16 protein-coding genes are annotated in these 16555 nt (G+C 66.3%); 9 read left to right on the top strand and 7 right to left on the bottom strand.

The window, feature by feature from the left end:
- Positions 1–122 precede the first annotated feature (122 nt).
- Positions 123–761: a TetR/AcrR family transcriptional regulator gene (locus tag NG1_RS34275; RefSeq protein ID WP_062977951.1), complete on the bottom strand. Its 639-nt coding sequence runs from the start codon at positions 759–761 to the stop codon at positions 123–125.
- Positions 762–888: 127 nt separating this feature from the next.
- Here NG1_RS34275 and NG1_RS34270 point away from each other — a divergent pair, with 127 nt between their 5' ends.
- Entirely contained in the window at positions 889–1770 is an 882-nt protein-coding gene (locus NG1_RS34270) for an alpha/beta fold hydrolase (RefSeq protein WP_062977949.1), read from the top strand.
- Positions 1771–2456: 686 nt separating this feature from the next.
- Here NG1_RS34270 and NG1_RS34265 read toward each other — a convergent pair.
- Positions 2457–3017: a recombinase family protein gene (locus NG1_RS34265; RefSeq protein WP_062977947.1), complete on the bottom strand. Its 561-nt coding sequence runs from the start codon at positions 3015–3017 to the stop codon at positions 2457–2459.
- 180 nt (positions 3018–3197) lie between these two features.
- Entirely contained in the window at positions 3198–3998 is an 801-nt protein-coding gene (locus NG1_RS34260; protein ID WP_062977945.1) for an alpha/beta hydrolase, read from the bottom strand.
- Between the two features lie 178 nt (positions 3999–4176).
- Here NG1_RS34260 and NG1_RS34255 point away from each other — a divergent pair, with 178 nt between their 5' ends.
- Positions 4177–5685, top strand: coding sequence for a carboxylesterase/lipase family protein (locus NG1_RS34255; protein ID WP_218019028.1), 1509 nt, complete (start codon positions 4177–4179; stop codon positions 5683–5685).
- A gap of 35 nt (positions 5686–5720) precedes the next feature.
- On the opposite strand, the gene NG1_RS34250 is transcribed toward NG1_RS34255, so the two are convergent.
- On the bottom strand, positions 5721–6653 hold the full coding sequence (locus tag NG1_RS34250; protein WP_062977943.1) for a tyrosine-type recombinase/integrase: 933 nt from the start codon (positions 6651–6653) through the stop codon (positions 5721–5723).
- 174 nt (positions 6654–6827) lie between these two features.
- On the opposite strand from NG1_RS34250, the gene NG1_RS34245 reads away from it, so the two are divergent.
- The 3 genes from NG1_RS34245 (at position 6828) to NG1_RS34235 (ending at position 9290) form a co-directional block, all read left to right on the top strand.
- The gene (locus tag NG1_RS34245) at positions 6828–7640 is read left to right on the top strand and encodes an AAA family ATPase (protein WP_245660178.1); all 813 of its coding nucleotides are present in this window, start codon (positions 6828–6830) and stop codon (positions 7638–7640) included.
- Positions 7641–7801: 161 nt separating this feature from the next.
- Entirely contained in the window at positions 7802–8491 is a 690-nt protein-coding gene (locus NG1_RS34240) for a recombinase family protein (RefSeq protein WP_062977939.1), read from the top strand.
- A 13-nt stretch (positions 8492–8504) separates the two neighbouring features.
- A complete protein-coding gene (locus tag NG1_RS34235) occupies positions 8505–9290 on the top strand; it encodes a Tn3 family transposase (protein ID WP_062977937.1) in 786 nt (261 codons plus the stop codon).
- Positions 9291–9424: 134 nt separating this feature from the next.
- On the opposite strand, the gene NG1_RS34230 is transcribed toward NG1_RS34235, so the two are convergent.
- Positions 9425–10183: an SDR family NAD(P)-dependent oxidoreductase gene (locus NG1_RS34230; RefSeq protein ID WP_084499399.1), complete on the bottom strand. Its 759-nt coding sequence runs from the start codon at positions 10181–10183 to the stop codon at positions 9425–9427.
- A gap of 144 nt (positions 10184–10327) precedes the next feature.
- On the opposite strand from NG1_RS34230, the gene NG1_RS34225 reads away from it, so the two are divergent.
- Positions 10328–10963: a TetR/AcrR family transcriptional regulator gene (locus NG1_RS34225; protein WP_062977935.1), complete on the top strand. Its 636-nt coding sequence runs from the start codon at positions 10328–10330 to the stop codon at positions 10961–10963.
- 425 nt (positions 10964–11388) lie between these two features.
- Here NG1_RS34225 and NG1_RS34220 read toward each other — a convergent pair whose 3' ends face one another.
- Positions 11389–12009 carry a TetR/AcrR family transcriptional regulator gene (locus NG1_RS34220; RefSeq protein ID WP_062977953.1) on the bottom strand — a complete coding sequence of 207 codons (621 nt, stop codon included), beginning with the start codon at positions 12007–12009 and terminating at the stop codon, positions 11389–11391.
- A gap of 141 nt (positions 12010–12150) precedes the next feature.
- Between NG1_RS34220 and NG1_RS34215 the strand changes: the two genes are divergently transcribed.
- From NG1_RS34215 to NG1_RS34205, 3 genes are all read left to right on the top strand, one after another.
- A complete protein-coding gene (locus tag NG1_RS34215) occupies positions 12151–12726 on the top strand; it encodes an NADPH-dependent F420 reductase (protein WP_062977933.1) in 576 nt (191 codons plus the stop codon).
- A 4-nt stretch (positions 12727–12730) separates the two neighbouring features.
- On the top strand, positions 12731–13732 hold the full coding sequence (locus NG1_RS34210; protein WP_062977931.1) for a zinc-binding alcohol dehydrogenase family protein: 1002 nt from the start codon (positions 12731–12733) through the stop codon (positions 13730–13732).
- A gap of 99 nt (positions 13733–13831) precedes the next feature.
- The gene (locus NG1_RS34205; RefSeq protein ID WP_062977929.1) at positions 13832–14293 is read left to right on the top strand and encodes a nitroreductase/quinone reductase family protein; all 462 of its coding nucleotides are present in this window, start codon (positions 13832–13834) and stop codon (positions 14291–14293) included.
- A gap of 963 nt (positions 14294–15256) precedes the next feature.
- Here the strand turns inward: NG1_RS34205 and NG1_RS34200 are convergent.
- Positions 15257–16246, bottom strand: coding sequence for a DUF3558 family protein (locus NG1_RS34200; RefSeq protein WP_168434287.1), 990 nt, complete (start codon positions 16244–16246; stop codon positions 15257–15259).
- Between the last annotated feature and the right edge of the window lie 309 nt (positions 16247–16555).

Below are 16555 nucleotides of genomic sequence, written 5' to 3'. Positions count from 1 at the left end.
CTGACTGTTTGAGCGCGCCATCGTTCGTGAGACAAAGCTATAAGTGACGCAAAGCTGGCTTGCAGCAAGCTCGCGGTTGCCCTTGGTCGATGAGGCGGTATCGGACTGCTGTCCGGTGGCGCTCAGTTCGATGCCGACCGGGTCGAGTCGGTGTCTGCGGTGTTTGTCTCCAGCACGCGATCGAGCAGATGGTCGATGAGTTCGAGCGCGGATTGTGGGGTGATGAAGTTCTGGAGCATGGCCTGGGCCAGTCCGCCGATCGTCATGGTGATGAGTTCGGCGTCGCGTTCGGGGACGTTCGTGCCCGACCGGCCGGAGCTCCGGGTGCGCCGGAGTTGGTCGGTGACGATCGAGACGAGGGCGTGGGGCGCGGCGAAGGTTTCTTCGGCGGTGATGCCTCGGCTGGCGATCGCCGCGGTCGCGAACACGTTGAGCACGATGACTTCTTCCCGGCGCTGCTCGTCCAAGGGCAGCAGTTCGGTCAGGACCGCGTGAATCGCCTCTCGGGGTGTGGCCTCGGGCCCCAGTGCGGTCCACCGTTGGTGGAATCGGGCTCCGGCGTCTTGCATGACCGATCGGTGGGTCGCCAGCAGGAACTCGTTCTTGGTCCCGAAGTAGTACTGCACCAGCCGTATCGAGATCCCGGCCTCGGCGGCGACCGATTGGAAGGTCACCGCTTCCAGGCCGCCGGTGACGATGACTCGGCGCACGGCATCGGTGATCTGGCGACGCCGCACTTCATGGTCGACCAATCGTGGCACGGGAACCTCGTCTTCCTCGTCTTGTGGCGTTCTCAGCACTAGATGGTATGCCCATACCGCATAAGTGGTACGTTCATATCATCTAGATGATATGTTCATGCCATCAAGCGGATGAAAGGGGCGTCCAATGCCGAAACTCGGGAAATTCACCAGCGAGGAAGCGAAAGCGAGCTTCCTGCGCGCCTACGATGCGGTCGCCGTGAAGTGGCCGGTGCCTTCGACTCAGATCGACGTCGAGACATCGTTCGGGACGACCCGAGTGCGCAAATCGGGAAACGGTGCGGGTGCGCCGATCGTGCTACTGCCGGGTATCGGGGGAAACGGTCAGGTGTGGTGGCGGTTCATCGCGGAGCTGTCCCGCGGTCGCGTCGTCTACACACCGGACGTCATCGGCTGGGCAGGACATTGCACACAAACCGCCCCCCTGCGCGATACCGAAGACATCGCGACGTGGATGGCCGAGACGCTCGATGGACTCGGCGTCGATCGTGTCCATCTGGCCGGAAACTCTCTCGGAGCATGGCTTGCGAGCGCCATCGCGGTACATCGCAGCGATCGACTGGCAACTCTGACCATGCTCGAGCCCAGCGCGTCGACCTTCGCCAAACCGCGCCCGAGCCTGCTGTTCAAATTCTTGATGGCCGGGATGCGGCCGACGCCCGAACGGATGCGGAAGTTCAACAATTGGCTGATGCCCGGCTTCGAACTCGACGACGAAGAATTCGCCCTGGCGCGCGCCACGACCAAATTCCGGCCCGGCATGCCATGGGACCGCCCGTTCACCGACGAGCAACTGGCACTCATCACCGTCCCGACTCTCGTGCTCTTCGGAGCCGAAACGGTAGTGAACGACCTCGAACACACGGCAGACCACGCCCGCCGACACATCCGGTCGGCCGAGGTCGAAATCTACCCCGGAGTCGGACACGACCTGCTGTGGGCCAACCCCGAGCAGATCATTCCCCGCTACCTCACCTTCGTCGGCAACCACGACCAGATCCACGCCTGACCCATACCCACCCGGACTACGCGGTCCTCGCCACTCGCGTCACCTGGCAGCGCGAGAACACCGCCACTCATCGCTGCGATTCACACGCCTGGTCGCCTCCACGCCGCAGGTGTCCAACAAACGTGTCGAAAACCCTTGGTGTACAACAAGTCTTGTCGGACCTTTCTCGTACAGTCCGGGTATGACCGACACCCTCGCCCGCCCGCCCGCCCGCGCTCGTCCTCGACGGCGATGCCCTCGATCCGATCGGCGGGGGCGGCACGCTCGTCGGCTGGCGCCGGCGGTCACGAAACAATGAGGGGTCGATCCGGAGGAAGGAGTCGTCTCCGGGGTCGAGCATGTCAGGATTCACGAGGGGCTTCCTTACTGCGTGCGCTGTCGAAAAGTGGCTCATCGGGCCCACCCGCGCTCCGGCCAGAAGTTGAGCGAACCCAGCACAAGTCTGCACTTGAGCGGTCAATATTCCGCATCCTGACCAGCAGTAATCCGCTCGCCGTGAACAGGTTCACATCCAGTGCACGCGGTGACTGATTTCCCTCTCTTACCCACTAGGCGCGCCTTCTGCGTGTCTGTCGAAAATGGGGTCCGCCGCCCGCGCTCCGGCCAGAGATTGGCGGCGGGCCCCGCCTACGGCCGGTTCCAGGGGCGGCGGGTCGGGTACCCCGCCGGTAGCAGCGTCTCTCACGTCAGTCAGGAGCGGCCTCGGACCGCAAGTACGCATAGACGGTTTCGCGGCTGATACCGAACTCCTTGGCCAGCGCCGCTTTCGACACTCCGGCGGCCGCGCGGGCGCGCAGCTGGTCGGCCTGCTCGGCGGTGAGGGCGGGTTTGTGGCCGGTGTAGGCGCTGCGGGCCTTCGCCGCGGCGATGCCCTCACGCTGACGCTCCAGGATCAGGGCGCGTTCGAACTCGGCGAAAGCACCCATCACGCTCAGCAGAAGGTTCGCCATCGGTGAGTCCTCGCCGGTGAAGGTCAGCGACTCCTTCACGAACTCCACCCGCACACCCTTGCCGGCCAAAGTGCGCACCAGCCGTCGCAGATCATCCAGATTGCGGGCCAGGCGATCCATGGAGTGCACGATCACGGTGTCGCCGTCGCGGACGAACGCGATCAGCTCGTCCAGCTGCGGGCGTGCGGTGTCCTTGCCGGAGGCCTTGTCGGTGAAGGTGCGCTCGACCTCGATCCCGTCGAGCTGCCGGACGGTGTTCTGATCGACCGCGCTCACCCTGATATAGCCAACGCGCATAACGGACCTCTCCCCGACTTGAAATGTCAAGTTGAAGCCTGTAAATCAGGCGGACACGTGTCAAGAAATGGAGAATAGAATCCGTGTGACTCGCGGCGATATGTGGCGGTGTTTTCGCGCTGATAGTCGACGCAGCGAGCACGGGGTCTGCCCCCGCCGAACACCTGGAGTGCGGCGTATCTACGGGTGCGGGAGGACTTCGGGTTGAGCCAGGGCTGTGATCGCCTCGACGATGCCGGTGTTGTTGCGGCCGAAGACGGCGTCGAAGAAGGTACGTAGATAGCTTCGTTGCAGGTCGATCGAGCGCTGGGGGTCGATCTTGCCGACTGCTTTCGTTGTTGTTTCTGTCGGGAGCAGTCCGGCGACGGTCAGCTGAGGCAAGATCGTCTGCTGATCGCAGAAGGACATGTGCTCGGTGCCCGACACCTGCAGGGGCACCTTTATGCCGGTATTGCTGGACCAGTAGGGCTCCCAGCCAGGGCTGCCGTACCAGGGCGAGGCGCCACCGGCCAGCATGAGCAGCGGCTTGTCGGTTCCCTCGGTGGCGACCGATCCCAGGATCGGCCCGTCCAGATTGATCCCGACGCCGATCCTGGGATCGTCGTGCAGGGCTTGCACCGTGGTCGAGCCGCCGAGTGAATGCCCGAACATTCCCACCTTCGTCAGGTCCAGGCTCGTAGCCAGGCCTGCGGGCAGGGCTCTGGTGGCTCGAGATCCGTGCCCGGAGGCAGCGGCGGAGAGTTCATCGAGCACGAAGCGGGTGTCAGCCACCCGTGTCGGGAGCAGGACATCGCGCAGAACTTCCTGCGGGGAATCCAGCGGGACCACTGTGTGTTCGATCCGTCCGTCGGGGAAGTGGACCGAGAACGCCTCGTGCGTGTGGTTGATCGCGGCCACGACATAGCCGTGACTGGCGAGGTCCTCGGCTTGGGCCGTGCTCCAGCCGGTCGCGTCGCCCATACCGGGAGAGTTCAGCAACACCGGGAACTTGCCTGCTTCTCCGCGTGCCGGTCGATCCGGGTAGCTGTGACTCGGGCCGAGCGACCAGCGTTCTCGGGGGACGCCGAGTTCGGCGAGAAAGTCGGCTTCCTCCTCCCTCCCGTAGCCTGCGATTTCGGCTGATCACAACCCGTCCGGTACCAAGAGAAGCGAGCATCGTGTGGACATCGAACCTGAAATCCGCACCGCGACCGGAGTTGTGCGCGGCAGATGGGAAGACCCTGTCGCGGTGTTCCGGGGCATCCGCTACGCCGAACCGCCGGTCGGCGTACGACGATTCGCCGCCCCAGTTCCTGCACAGCGGTGGGACGGCATCCGGGACGCACGCCGGTTCGGTCCACCCGTTCCCCAACCCAGCAACACCGGTTCGGTGATGTCGTCGGTGTCCGGCAGCACCGACGACGGCTCCGAGGACTGCTTGACCCTCAATGTCTGGTCACCCGACCTCGGTGCTGCGAAGCTGCCGGTGATGGTGTGGATCCAGGGCGGCACCTATCTGGAGAACAACACTGCCAACCCGCACCTGGACGCCGCGACACTCGCCGGGGCGGGCGTGGTGGTGGTCAGCATGAACTATCGCGTCGGCGCCGACGGCTTCGCCCACATCACCGGCGCTCCTGACAACCGCGGCATCCTCGACCAGATCGCCGCATTGGGCTGGGTCCAGGACAACATCGCCGCATTCGGCGGCGACCCATCCAACGTCACCGTGTTCGGCCAATCCGCCGGCGGGGCATCCATCGCCGCCCTGCTCGTCATGCCGAGGGCGGCCGGACTGTTCCGGCGCGCGATCAGCCAATCCATGCCCGGCACCTACTTCACCCCACAACTCGCCGCCGCGATCTCGGCGACGATCGCCGCCGAGGCAGGCGTCCAAGCCACGGTCTCTGACTTCAGCCAGCTGCCACCGCGTGCCCTGACCGACGCGACCACCGCGGTGATCGCGAAGATGCCCGAGTTCGTCGATATCTGGGGTCCGATGACGTTCACGCCCACCCCGTTCTCACCCGTCGTCGACGGCGACGTTCTGCCCAGCGCACCGTGGAGCATGGTCGCCGACGGTGCCGCGCGTGGGGTGGACCTGCTCATCGGCCACACCCGAGACGAGTTCCGGCTCTACACATCCCGGCCCGGCAGCGAACCGACCCCAGCGCACATGACCGCGGCATTCCACCACCTCGCCCCCAACGCGGACGGCGACAGGCTCTACCGCACCGCCTACCCGGACGCCACCCCCAGCCAGCGACTCGAAGTACTCAGCACCGACTGGCTGTTCCGGATGCCAAGCCTGCATCTGGCCGGCGCCGCCCACGCCGGCGGCGGACCCGTGTGGCTCTACGAACTGGCCTGGAGCTTCAATTCCGAACAGGGCGCCTCGCACTGCCTGGACTTCCTGCTCCTGTTCGGCACCCTCGGCCCCGACGAGGTCCGCGCCCACCGGGCCGCCCATCCGAACGCCGCGAACGAAATAAACCAGGTCGGCCAGTGCATGCGTGCCGACTGGGTGCGGTTCGCCGCCACCGGCAAACCCGGTTGGGCACCCTACGATCCGCAGACACGAACCACCCGCGTCTACGACGCCGAACCGATCACCCAGCCCTACCCTGAAGACGCTTCGCGGCGAATCTGGTCAGCCCACCGATTCGACACTCTGGACCTCACTCACTGAACAACCAGCAAGGCAACGAATTCCAACCTGCGCGGTCATCCTCTCCGCCGATCCGCAGGGTCGCTGTCGGCCTGGAAGCGCAGCAGCCCCTCGTCGGAAACTCGCGCGTACTTCGCCAGGCTGCGCACCGAGGTGTGCCCGGACAGCTTCATCAGCACCGGCGTTGACGCGCCCTCTTCCGCGGCGTGAGTCAGGCGGGAATGGCGTAGCTGGTGCAGCGTGTAGGGGCCGCCGTCGAAGACGGCGGTGTGCTCCTCGAAAAGCTCGGCCGCCCGCCGATACGACAACCGCGCCCGCCCGGTCGTCGGGTCGATGTCGTTGACCGCCACCGAGGGTCGCGCCTTGCGGTCGGTCAGGAACAGCGGCCCGGACTTGCGGCCGGCCAGCATCCTGGGTAGCAGCCGGGCGGTGCCGGTCTGCCACGCGATGACTTCCCGCGCACCGCCTTTGCGGGTCACCACCGCGCACCGGTTGGCGGTGTCGAGATCCGCGACGTCGAGCCTCAGCACTTCCTCGGCGCGCGCGGAGGATTCGTAGAGTAGATGCCAGAGCACCCGTTCGCGCAGCGGCGCATCCGACCCCAGGATCCGCGCGACGCGGTCCCGGCTCAACGCCTTGCTCGTATCGGGTGGCGCGGGCCGGGCCCTCACCCGGATCAGCGGATCGCCGACCAGCCATTGCTGTTCACGCCAGTACGCGAACGCCGACCCCAGCGCGGTCAGCCGGATATTGAACGTCTTGGCCGACTTGGCGCCCCAGACGTAGGTGAACCAGCCGCTGACCCGGTCTGGTTCCGAATCCAGCAGCGCCACATCGGTATCGGTGCCGAAATCGGCGACCAGGCGCTCCAGCGCGGCGGCGTAGGTCGCGCGGGTGTTCGCGACGGTGATGGTGCCCAGATAGATCTGCACCGCATCGGCCAGCCGCATGCCGGTGACCGGCCGCGGCAGCATCCGCACCCGACCCATCGCACCTCCCGAATCCGATACCGCAGATAGTTTCCCGAGTCGCCGACGCGCGGATGGCTCATCACGCCAGGACGACTCAGCAGTTACCGCACATAGTATGTCACTATCTGCGGTAACTCCTAAGCGTGACTTTTCTCGCCGATGTTCCCGGATCCCCTACCAGGAGGAATGACAGTGCCGTCGCCACGGAACTGGCCGTTCATCGCGACCAAGGAACACCGCCGGTTCGTCGAGTTCGCCGACACCGTCAAACGCGACCGGACCATCGGAATCTGCTACGGCGCAGCAGGAATCGGCAAAAAACTGTCCGCCTCCCGCTACTCACGCTGGGACAAGGCCGCGCACCTGCTGACCACCTGGGGCCGCCGCGAGGACTCCGACGCCGATGTCTACGCCGCGCTGGCCCGCTGCCGCACCGTGTTCTACACACCCACCGTGGCCGCGCCCCTGCGTCAGCTACGCGATGACCTCCAACGTCTGACCATGCGGGTCAACTTCTGTATCGGCGACCACGTCCGCCCCGACCGCCGCGTGCACGAGTCGATCGATTACGTCGAACTGGTGATCATCGACGAGGCCGAACGGCTGCCCGGCACCGCCATCGAGCACCTACGCGACCAATACGACCGCGGCGACCACGGCCTGCTGTTCATCGGGATGCCCGGCATCGAGAAGACCTTCGCCCGCTACCCACAGCTCTACAGCCGCGTCGGCTTCGCCCACCACTACCGGCCCCTGACCGGCGAGGAACTCACCTTCGTGCTCTCGCGACACTGGCACAAACTCGGCCTCGACCTGGACGCCGACGACTGCACCGACGCCCAAGCCGTCGCCGCGGTCGCCCGCATCACCGGCGGCAACTTCCGCCTCCTGCAACGGTTGTTCGCCCAGATCCAGCGCATCATGCGAATCAACGAACTCCACACCATCACCGCCGACGTCGTCGAAACCGCCCGCAGCACCCTCGTCATCGGCACCACCACCTGAACGGCCCGAAACCCGCGCCACCCGACACCGCGAAAACACCGCCACTTTCCGCCGCGAGTCACAAGCCCAGGTCGACCGAACTTGGCATGTGTCGATAAAACGTGTTGAGAACTATTGGTGTCCAACAATTCTTGTCGGCCCTTTCTCGTACAGTCCGAGGTATGGCCACGCCGACACGCGATCTGGACATCCCCGCCCCGCTCACCCTCGACGGCAACGCCCTCGATCCGATCGGCGGCGGGGGCGCGCTCATCGGCTACGGCCGCGTCTCCACCAAGGACCAGAACCTGGACCGCCAGATCCACGCGCTCACCGCGGCCGGGTGCCAGAAGATCTACACCGACAAGAAGTCCGGCAAGGACGCCGAACGCGAGCAACTGTGGAAGTGCCTGGAGTACATGCGCCCCGGCGACACCCTCGTCGTGCCGTCGCGGGACCGGCTCGGCCGCTCCCTGCAAGACCTGATCTCGATCGTCGCCGGACTGCGCCAGCGCGGCATCGGGTTCCGGTCGCTGCACGAAGCCCTCGACACCACCACCCCCGGCGGGCGCCTGGTCTTCCACGTCTTCGCCGCCCTGGCGGAATTCATCCGCGAGCTGATCATCCAAGGCACCCACGAGGGCCTGGACGCCGCCCGTGCCCGCGGACAACGCCTCGGCCGGCCACCGGCCATGACCGCCGAACAGATCCGCCAGGCACGCGCCATCCTCACCCGTCCGGAGGAGACCGTCTCCTCGGTCGCCCGGCTGCTGGGAGTATCCCGCTCCACGATCTACAAGTACCTGCCGGAACTCTCTGGCAATGGTGTCGCGGCCGAGTCCACCCCGCAGCTGAGTGCGATCGAGGCGTAGAAACCGGCGGGTTGTGCATTCCCAGCTGCTCAACTGCTCGGCCAGCGAGGTCCACGCGATGGTCGACGGCGCGATCCACGACGGCACCGAGATGGCCGTGGAATCCTCGTACGTCGATACCCACGGCCAGTCCGAGATCGGGTTCGGGATCATGAAACTGCTGGGCTTCGACCTGCTGCCCAGGATCAAGCGGATCAACAAGGTGAAGCTGTACCGGCCCGCTGTTGGGGAACCGGACCTGCGGCCCGGACTGAAACCGGCGATGACCCGGCCGATCAACTGGACGAAGATCGCCGAGCAGTACGACCAGATGGTGAAGTACGCGACCGCGATCCGTACCGGCACCGCCTCCACCGAGGCGATCCTGCGTCGGTTCATGAAGGCCAACTCCACGCACCCGACCTACCAGGCGATGATCGAACTTGGCCGTGCACAAAAGACCGTGTTTCTAGCCCGCTACCTGCGCTCCCGGGAGCTTCAACGGGAGATCAACAGTGGCCTGAACGTGGTCGAAGCCTGGAACGGCGCGAACTCGATCATCTTCTACGGCAAGAACTCCGAAATTGCCTCGAACCGCCGCGACGAGCAGGAAATGAGCGTGCTGTGCCTGCGGATCTGCCAGGCCGCACTCGTCTACGTGAACGTGCTGATGATCCAGGACATCCTCGACGACCCCGACAACCCGATCGAGCTGGGCGCCGAGGACGAGCGCGGGCTGACCCCGCTGTTCTGGTCGCATGTGCTGCCCTACGGCGAGGTGAAGCTCAACATGACCAGCCGTCTGGCACTCGGCGGATAGCCGGGTGCCGAGTGCCAGGCGGGTGCTGCGGGACCCTGACGCGCCAGAGCTGGACGAGGATGAGGACGAACCGGTCGGCTCGAAGTGAGTCGGGGGCCATCACTGCCTGCTTTCCCACCGGTGGTCGCCCGGCGTCACAGGAACGCGCCGCCGGAGACCTCGATGCGCTGGGCGGTGACCCAGCGCAGGCCCTCGGAGGCCAGCGTGGCGATGGCGGCGCCGATCTCATCAGGTTCGCCGACGCGACCGAGAGCGGTCTGTCCGGCCAGAACCTGACGCATTCCGGCGTCGTCCCGCATCGCTCCGCCGTTGAAGTCGGTGGCGGTCGGCCCCGGGGCGATGGAGTTGACCCGGATGCCGCGAGGTCCGAGTTCTGCGGCGAGGGTGCGGCTCAGAGCTTCGACGGCGGCCTTCGAGGCAGAGTAGACGGAGGTGGCGGGGCTGGTGTGGCGGGTCAGTGACGTCGAGACGTTGATGACCTGGCCGCCCTGGGCCAGCAGCGGCACGAGCGACTGGATGAGGAAGAACGTGCCCCGGACGTTGGTGCCCATCACCGTGTCGAAGTCGTCGATCGTGACAGCCTCCAGCGGCCCGAAGACTCCCACTCCCGCGTTGTTGATCAGCACGTCGAGCCGCGAAGTACCCCAGCACTCCAGCTGCGCGCGGACTTCGGAGGTGAAGGACGCGAAGGAGGAGACGTCGCTGATGTCGAGCCGGAGAACAGCGGCCGTCCCACCCACGGCCCGCACCTGTTCCGCCGTCTTCTCGGCCCCGGCCGCATCGCCGCGGTGGGTGACCACGACCCGCACCCCGCGTGTGGCCAGGGCGATGGCCGCGCTGCGCCCGAGGCCACGATTCGCACCGGTCACCACAGCGATCTTGTCGATCGTCATGAACTTCCTTCCACGTGACAACCAGGATGCGCCCGCGTGCCACAGATCAGATGCGAGTCACACGACTCGCCTTGCTGGTGCAGCCTAAGTAGCTTCCCGAGGCGAGTCAAGTGACTCGCCTCGGGACTACGGCATACTCTCCGCATGGCAGCAGAACTCACCGCGCATCACCGCAGGCTCGCCCAGCAGAAGCGCGAGGCGATCACCTCCGCGGCCACAGAACTGTTCTTGGACCGCGGCTACGACGGCACCTCCCTCGCACGGATCGCCGAAGCGGCCGGGGTCTCGAAGTCCACCCTGTTCAAGCAGTTCCCCACCAAGGCGGCCCTCTTCGAGGCCATCGTCACCGAGTCCTGGCAGCGCGACGCCGGCGATACCACCGCGCGGCCACAGGCGGGAGATCTGCGCTCCGGGCTGACAGCCATCGGCCACCGCTACGCCGACCTGATCGGCCAGCCCCGCATGACACGCCTGTTCCGGATCGTCATCGCCGAACTGCCTCGTTTCCCCGAACTGGGACGGATGCAGTTTCAGCTCGGCAAACTGCCCTACTTCGCCTCCGTCCAGCACTACTTGGAATCCGAGCATGAGGCGGGAAACGCTGACGTGCCCGACGCCGAGAGCGCCGCAAACCAGTTCCTCGGCATGATAGCCAACTACGTCCTGTGGCCCCGCATGCTGCTGACCGGCTGGAACCCCGCAACCTCCGACATCCACAACGCCGTCGAAGAGGCCGTCCAGACGATGCTCGCCAGATACACTCCCGGCCCGCTGGCCTGACCCGAAGCCGGAACTTCGACACTGACGCGCAATGCGAAGACTGCGACGCCTTCACTCGCGATACCTGTCGGCAAACGGTCATGTGAAGACACCTACGGATTTCCCGGGCGTCGAGTCCGCGCCAGGACGCCCTGAGTCGACAAGCCAGCCCACTGGGAGAGACCCCCGACCGGCTACTGATCCCGGTCGAGACCAAACGCATTGCGGCGCAACTGCACTGTGGTTCTGGCCACAGTCAATTCAGCGGCATAGCCGCTGGTCGAGCCATTGTCGTTGTTTTTCGCGCGATTACTACCGGAACCCCGATTCCACGGTCGCGGTAGTTGTCCAGGCAACATCTGTCATGACTGTTGACACGCCGACGGCGCCATGCGGGGCTGCTCGACGCCGGACTCGCTCCGTCGGGGTGGCCGGAACGACGGTGGTCACAGCTTCTTGAGCCGCCGCCGATTGACCGTCAGCACCTCGTCTGACAGGTCCGGGGCAGCGTCCGCGATCGCCCGGGAGAGGACCAGCGCCCCGACCATCTGGCTGAACAGCGCCACCGCGCGCTCGCGGGCTTCGGCGGGAGTTAGTTCGGTGCCGGATTGGCGTGCGTGTTCGAGCAGCATGTCGGTGATGGTGACGAAGTAGCCGTCAAGCCCGCGCCGGTATTCGGCCTGGGCGGCGGCTCCGTGGCGGCTGGCGTCGGAGACGAGGGCGGCCGAGGCGCAGCCGATCTCGGGGTGGTCGCGGTGCTCGGCGTTGACGTACCCGTCGACCATGTCGTGCAGGGCCGCGCGCGCCGAGCGGGGATGCGCTTCGCGGATGGCGTCGAGCGCCTCGAGCGAGTCGGTGAAGCCTTGGTGGAGGACTTCGAGAGCGAGGTCGTCCTTCGAGGCGAAGTGGTTGTAAAACCCGCCGTGAGTCATGCCTGCCGACTTCATCAGCTCCTCGATGCCGATGCCGTCGATGCCGCGCAGCCGGAATCCCGCACCGGCCGCGTTGACGATCTTCTCGTGGTTGAGCCGCTTCTGCTCTTGCGTGATGCGGGGCACGTCGACCACCTTCCCGGCCAGCTCGTCTCTCCCGATGATACTCATCATCAAAACGGGAGTACACGAAGGAGTCCGGGCTTGACAGTTAATGATGATGTCTATAATCATAAATTATGATGGCGGACGTCATCGAAGACTGAAGGGACGGTCATGAACTTCGGAACCATCGGCGCCGGGACGGTCGCGCAGGCCGTCGCCGGCCACCTCGTGACGGCCGGCCACAAGGTGACGCTCAGCAACAGCCGCGGCCCTGACACGCTGCTCGACGTCGTGACCCGGCTGGGGCCGCTCGCGAGCGCGGGCACGGCCGACGAAGCGGCTGCCGCCGACATGGTCTTCCTCACCGTGATGTGGCCGCAGGTCGGTGACGCGCTGGCCGGGCTGCCCGAGTGGGACGGCCGCATCCTGGTCGACACCACCAACGCCTTCGCCGACCTCGAGGTCGAGACGGCGAGCGAGTTCGTCGCGGAGCGCGCACCGGGCGCGCGCGTGGTCAAGGCGTTCAACACCCTCTACGCCCAGTACATCGCCGCCGATCCCCGGCACACGGAAGGGCGGCAGCTGCTGTTCTACGCCGGTGACGACGAGGCCGCCAAGGCGGATTTCCACACCGTCGCCGACGGCATCGGATTCGCGCCGGTCGACGCCGGGTCGTTGCGCGATGGCGGCCGCCTGATGCAGATCGGCGGCCCGCTCTCGGCACTGCACGCCCTGAGGCAGGACTGAAGCCATGAAGGCACTCGCCTACGAGAAAGCGCACGCGCTGGATGCGTTCGCCATCACCCTGGCCGAGGTCGCCGAACCTCGGCTACGCGACGGTGACCTGCTGATCGAAGTCCGTGCGATCGGCATCAACCCGGGTGAAGCCGCGATCCGGCAGACGCGCAGCGCCGAGCCCGGCGGGCGGGTCATCCTCGGCTGGGAGTTCGCTGGGGTCATCGCCGCGGCCGGGCCCGCGGCCACCGGGTTCGCGGTCGGGGACCGGGTGATGGGCACCGGCGACTTCACCCGCGACGGCAGCTGGGCCGAGCGCGTCGCGGTCGACCACCGGGTGGTTGCCAAGGTCCCGGACCGGCTCGCGTTCGCCGACGCCGCATCGCTGCCCATCGGTGTCCTCACGGCCTGGGAATCGCTGTTTCGCGACCAGGATGCGCTGCTGCCCGGTGTCGGCCGCGTGCTCGTCCTCGGCGGAGCCGGCGGCGTCGGGTCGATGGCCACGCAACTGCTCAAGGCCACGACGCCGGCATTCGTGATCAGCACGGCCTCGCGGCCCGAGTCGCGGAAGTGGGCAACGGCAATGGGCGCCGACCTGGTCGTCGACCACCGCGGCGACCTGGCCGGACAGCTCCACACAGCGGGGATCGACCACGTCGACCTGGTGTTCTCGACCTCGGGCACCAGCGGCCACCTGAAGGCGATCGTCGAGGTGCTGCGCCCCTTCGGTCACCTGGCCTCCATCGACCTCACCGGCCCCTTCGACCCGCGGGCGTTCACGGGCAAGTCGCTGTCGCTGCACAGCGAGATGGTGTTCAGCAAGATCGTGGCCAGCGGTGATGTCGGCAGCCAGGGCCGGATCCTCGCCCGGGCGGCGGACGACGTCGTGGCGGGCCGGCTGCGCCCGATCGTCACCACCACGCTCGAGGGCCTGACCGCCGAGAGCATGAAGACGGCGCACGCCCTCGCCGAGAGCGGCCGGACCATCGGGAAGACCGTGATCCAGGTAACCGGCTGAAGCCGGTGAACGTGTTCGGCTCCAGCGTGCCGCCGGTTCTGGCTGCGACATCCACGGCCGCGCGTGAAACGCCACCCCCAATGAAAGGAATTCCCTGACATGACAACGGATCTGCTCGACGGTGAGTACGTCCCCAGTGCCGACGCGATGACCCGCGCTCAGGTCGAGCTCTACGAGCGCACCGACGGCCGCGAAGGCGCGACGACGGAGGGTGGCCCGGTGGTCGTGGTGACCATGCGCGGCGCCCGTTCGGGCAAGCTGCGCAAGGTCGCCCTGATGCGCATCGAGCGTGACGGCGTCTACGCCATCGGCGCGGCGGCCGGCGGCCAGGCTCGCAATCCGAGCTGGTTCCACAACCTCGTGGCGCACCCGACGGTGCAACTGCAGGACGGTCCCGATCGCCGGCTGATGACCGCCCGGGTGGCCGAAGGTGCGGAGCGGGAGAACTGGCTGGCCTACACCGACGAGCTCTACCCGTTTTTCGCCGACTTTCGCGCCCGGGCCGTCGAGGCCGGTAACCGTGAGGTGCCGCTGATCCTGCTCGAACCCACCGAAAGCTGACCGAACTCGCCACGGGCGCCCGGGCTCGCACCCGGGCGCCCGCCATCCGGCCGACGCCGACCGAACCATCCTGTGGATCGACGTCGCTCCCGACTAAGGGGCCGTATAGCTGCAGGTCGGCGACGAACTCGAGCGTGAGGTTATGGGTCAGCTCGGTCCGCCGCCACCGGCGGCGCTGCGAACACGGGTACCTGCAGCTTCAACGCCAGGTTCAAAACGTTGTCGAAGCCAAGGAGGAATGTGAGCCCGTGACCAGCCCCATCGTGACCGTGACAAACCGAGCAACTGTCTGCGCGTTGGCGTTCATGAGGATCTCCCAGCCGAGCCCAGAAGCTCGAAAGTCTCCTCGACCGTCAATGTGCCGATGAAAAGTTCCTGGTCAGCCCCGTTCCCATCCTTTGGTGGTCCCGCCACGGGCTCCAGACGGCCACGCAAATCGCGCCGCGCCTCTACACCGCCTACAACATCGCCGCGACCGTCGTGGCCTTCCCGCAGGGAAGGTCTCCGATCGCCTCGGGAAGCGCGGTCCACTGCTCGTGGTCGCCGCCAGAGTCGCCACGTTCCTGGTGTCCTACGTGCTCTTCGCCGCCTCACGAACTACGCGCGGAAGCTACATCCTCAGCCCAGCCGCCACGCCGAAATCGCTCGTTTGTACCTGGTGGCACGATCCTTACCGGCACCCCAACTACGGATCAGAAGATTAGGAGCCCAGCCGGACAGCGTCAGACTGACGCGGACAGCACCTCACTCTGACGCTCTCCGCGACGTCTCCGGGTGTGGTGTTGGGCCGTACCCCAACATGACGTCCATGAATCGGGATGTCTTGCAGTAGTGGGTGGCGGTGTTTTCGGGTCATCGGGTGGCGCAGAGGAAGAGCATGTTGTGAGTTCTGCGACGGCCTGTTCTGTCACAGCTAATTGCCGATGTTCGGCCGCTGGACCCGCGCGCAGTGCGGTGTACGGGTCAACGGCCGGCGGGGAAGTGCTGGGTCAGAGGGACTGCCAGGCGGGTGAGTTCGGTGCACAGGGTGTCTAGGTTGCCCGAGGTTTCGGTCGATGCCTGCACCTCGACGACGCCGGTCTTGATGCCATCCTGTGTGCCCTGGGGGATGTCGAGCAGGAGGGTGCAGGACGCACCGGGTACGTCGCGGGGCACGGCGAGCAGGGCACGCCGATCGCCCACTATGACCGGCCGGTGTTGGGTGAAAACCTCGTAGGCCCAGTCTGTGAACCGACTGTCCCGCGTGAATACGGCCACATCGTACGATGGGCCGGTCCACCGGCACTGTTTCGCCTCCGGGTACGGGATGTCCGTCTTCTTGGACTGTGGATTCAGACCCGCTGCTGTGACGTCGGCGCCGGGGATCGTACACGGATCCCAGACCGGGCGGGGCGCAGTGGGTGTCGTGGGGTCCGGGGCCGTGGTCACGGCGGAAGCGGAGGTGGTCGCGGACTCGGGCCGGAACGTCTTGCGCGGCAGGCTCGCCGAAAGATTGTGGATGAGTGCGGCCGCCATGGATTCGGCGCCGGAGGCGAGGTCGTTACGCAATCCCGGTGAGTCGCCGGTGGGCGGCGTACCACTTGACCCGGACCAGTTCAGGCCTCGGGTGTGGACGCTGACGGCGAGGTTCCCGAGCCTGGTCCGCACCGTCACCGCAACCTGGTTCTTCCCCACGGGTAGAGTCACGATGTCGGCCTGATCGCCGATGCCGCGTACGGGTGTCGGGGCTCCACTTGCCGAGGTGGGTTCGGCCTGGGTGGACGTCGTGGTCTGCCCAACCACAGCTGGGTTCGTCCACACCCAGAGATCGATCCTCGCTGTGCGCGAAAGAGGCTCGGGCGTGGACACCTTGTCGGGGTGGGGAATCGGATCCTCGTAGGTGACCGTGCAGGTGAGCGCCTGCCCGGCCGCGTTGTCGAGCTTGGACGTGGTGACAGGCTGCGCATCCACCATCGGCAGAGCGCCCGCGAATTGGTGCAGCGCATCGCCCGCCGCGGTGCCGATCTCAGCGCACGACGTGGGTAGTGCCGAGTATCCGGACGGATCCTGCGGCCCGGTCGTACCGCCACACGAGCAACACACGGCGACTACGGCCCCTATGACCGCGATGCCTCGCTGTGATCGCGATCCGGCCCCCATCAGCTTCTCGAACATGCTGAACCCGCCTCGATATCGATCGTCACCGTAGGCGTGTCATCCCCGGTATCAGCGCACAGTATCAAGCCCTGTCCGGCAACCGAAAACCGATTCAGGCAAAGTCGG

This window comes from Nocardia gamkensis NBRC 108242 (genome assembly GCF_001612985.1).
GTDB classification, from domain to species: Bacteria; Actinomycetota; Actinomycetes; order Mycobacteriales; family Mycobacteriaceae; genus Nocardia; species Nocardia gamkensis.
The sequence above is the reverse complement of the archived record's forward strand: the minus strand, read 5'-3'. Positions and strand labels throughout refer to the sequence as shown.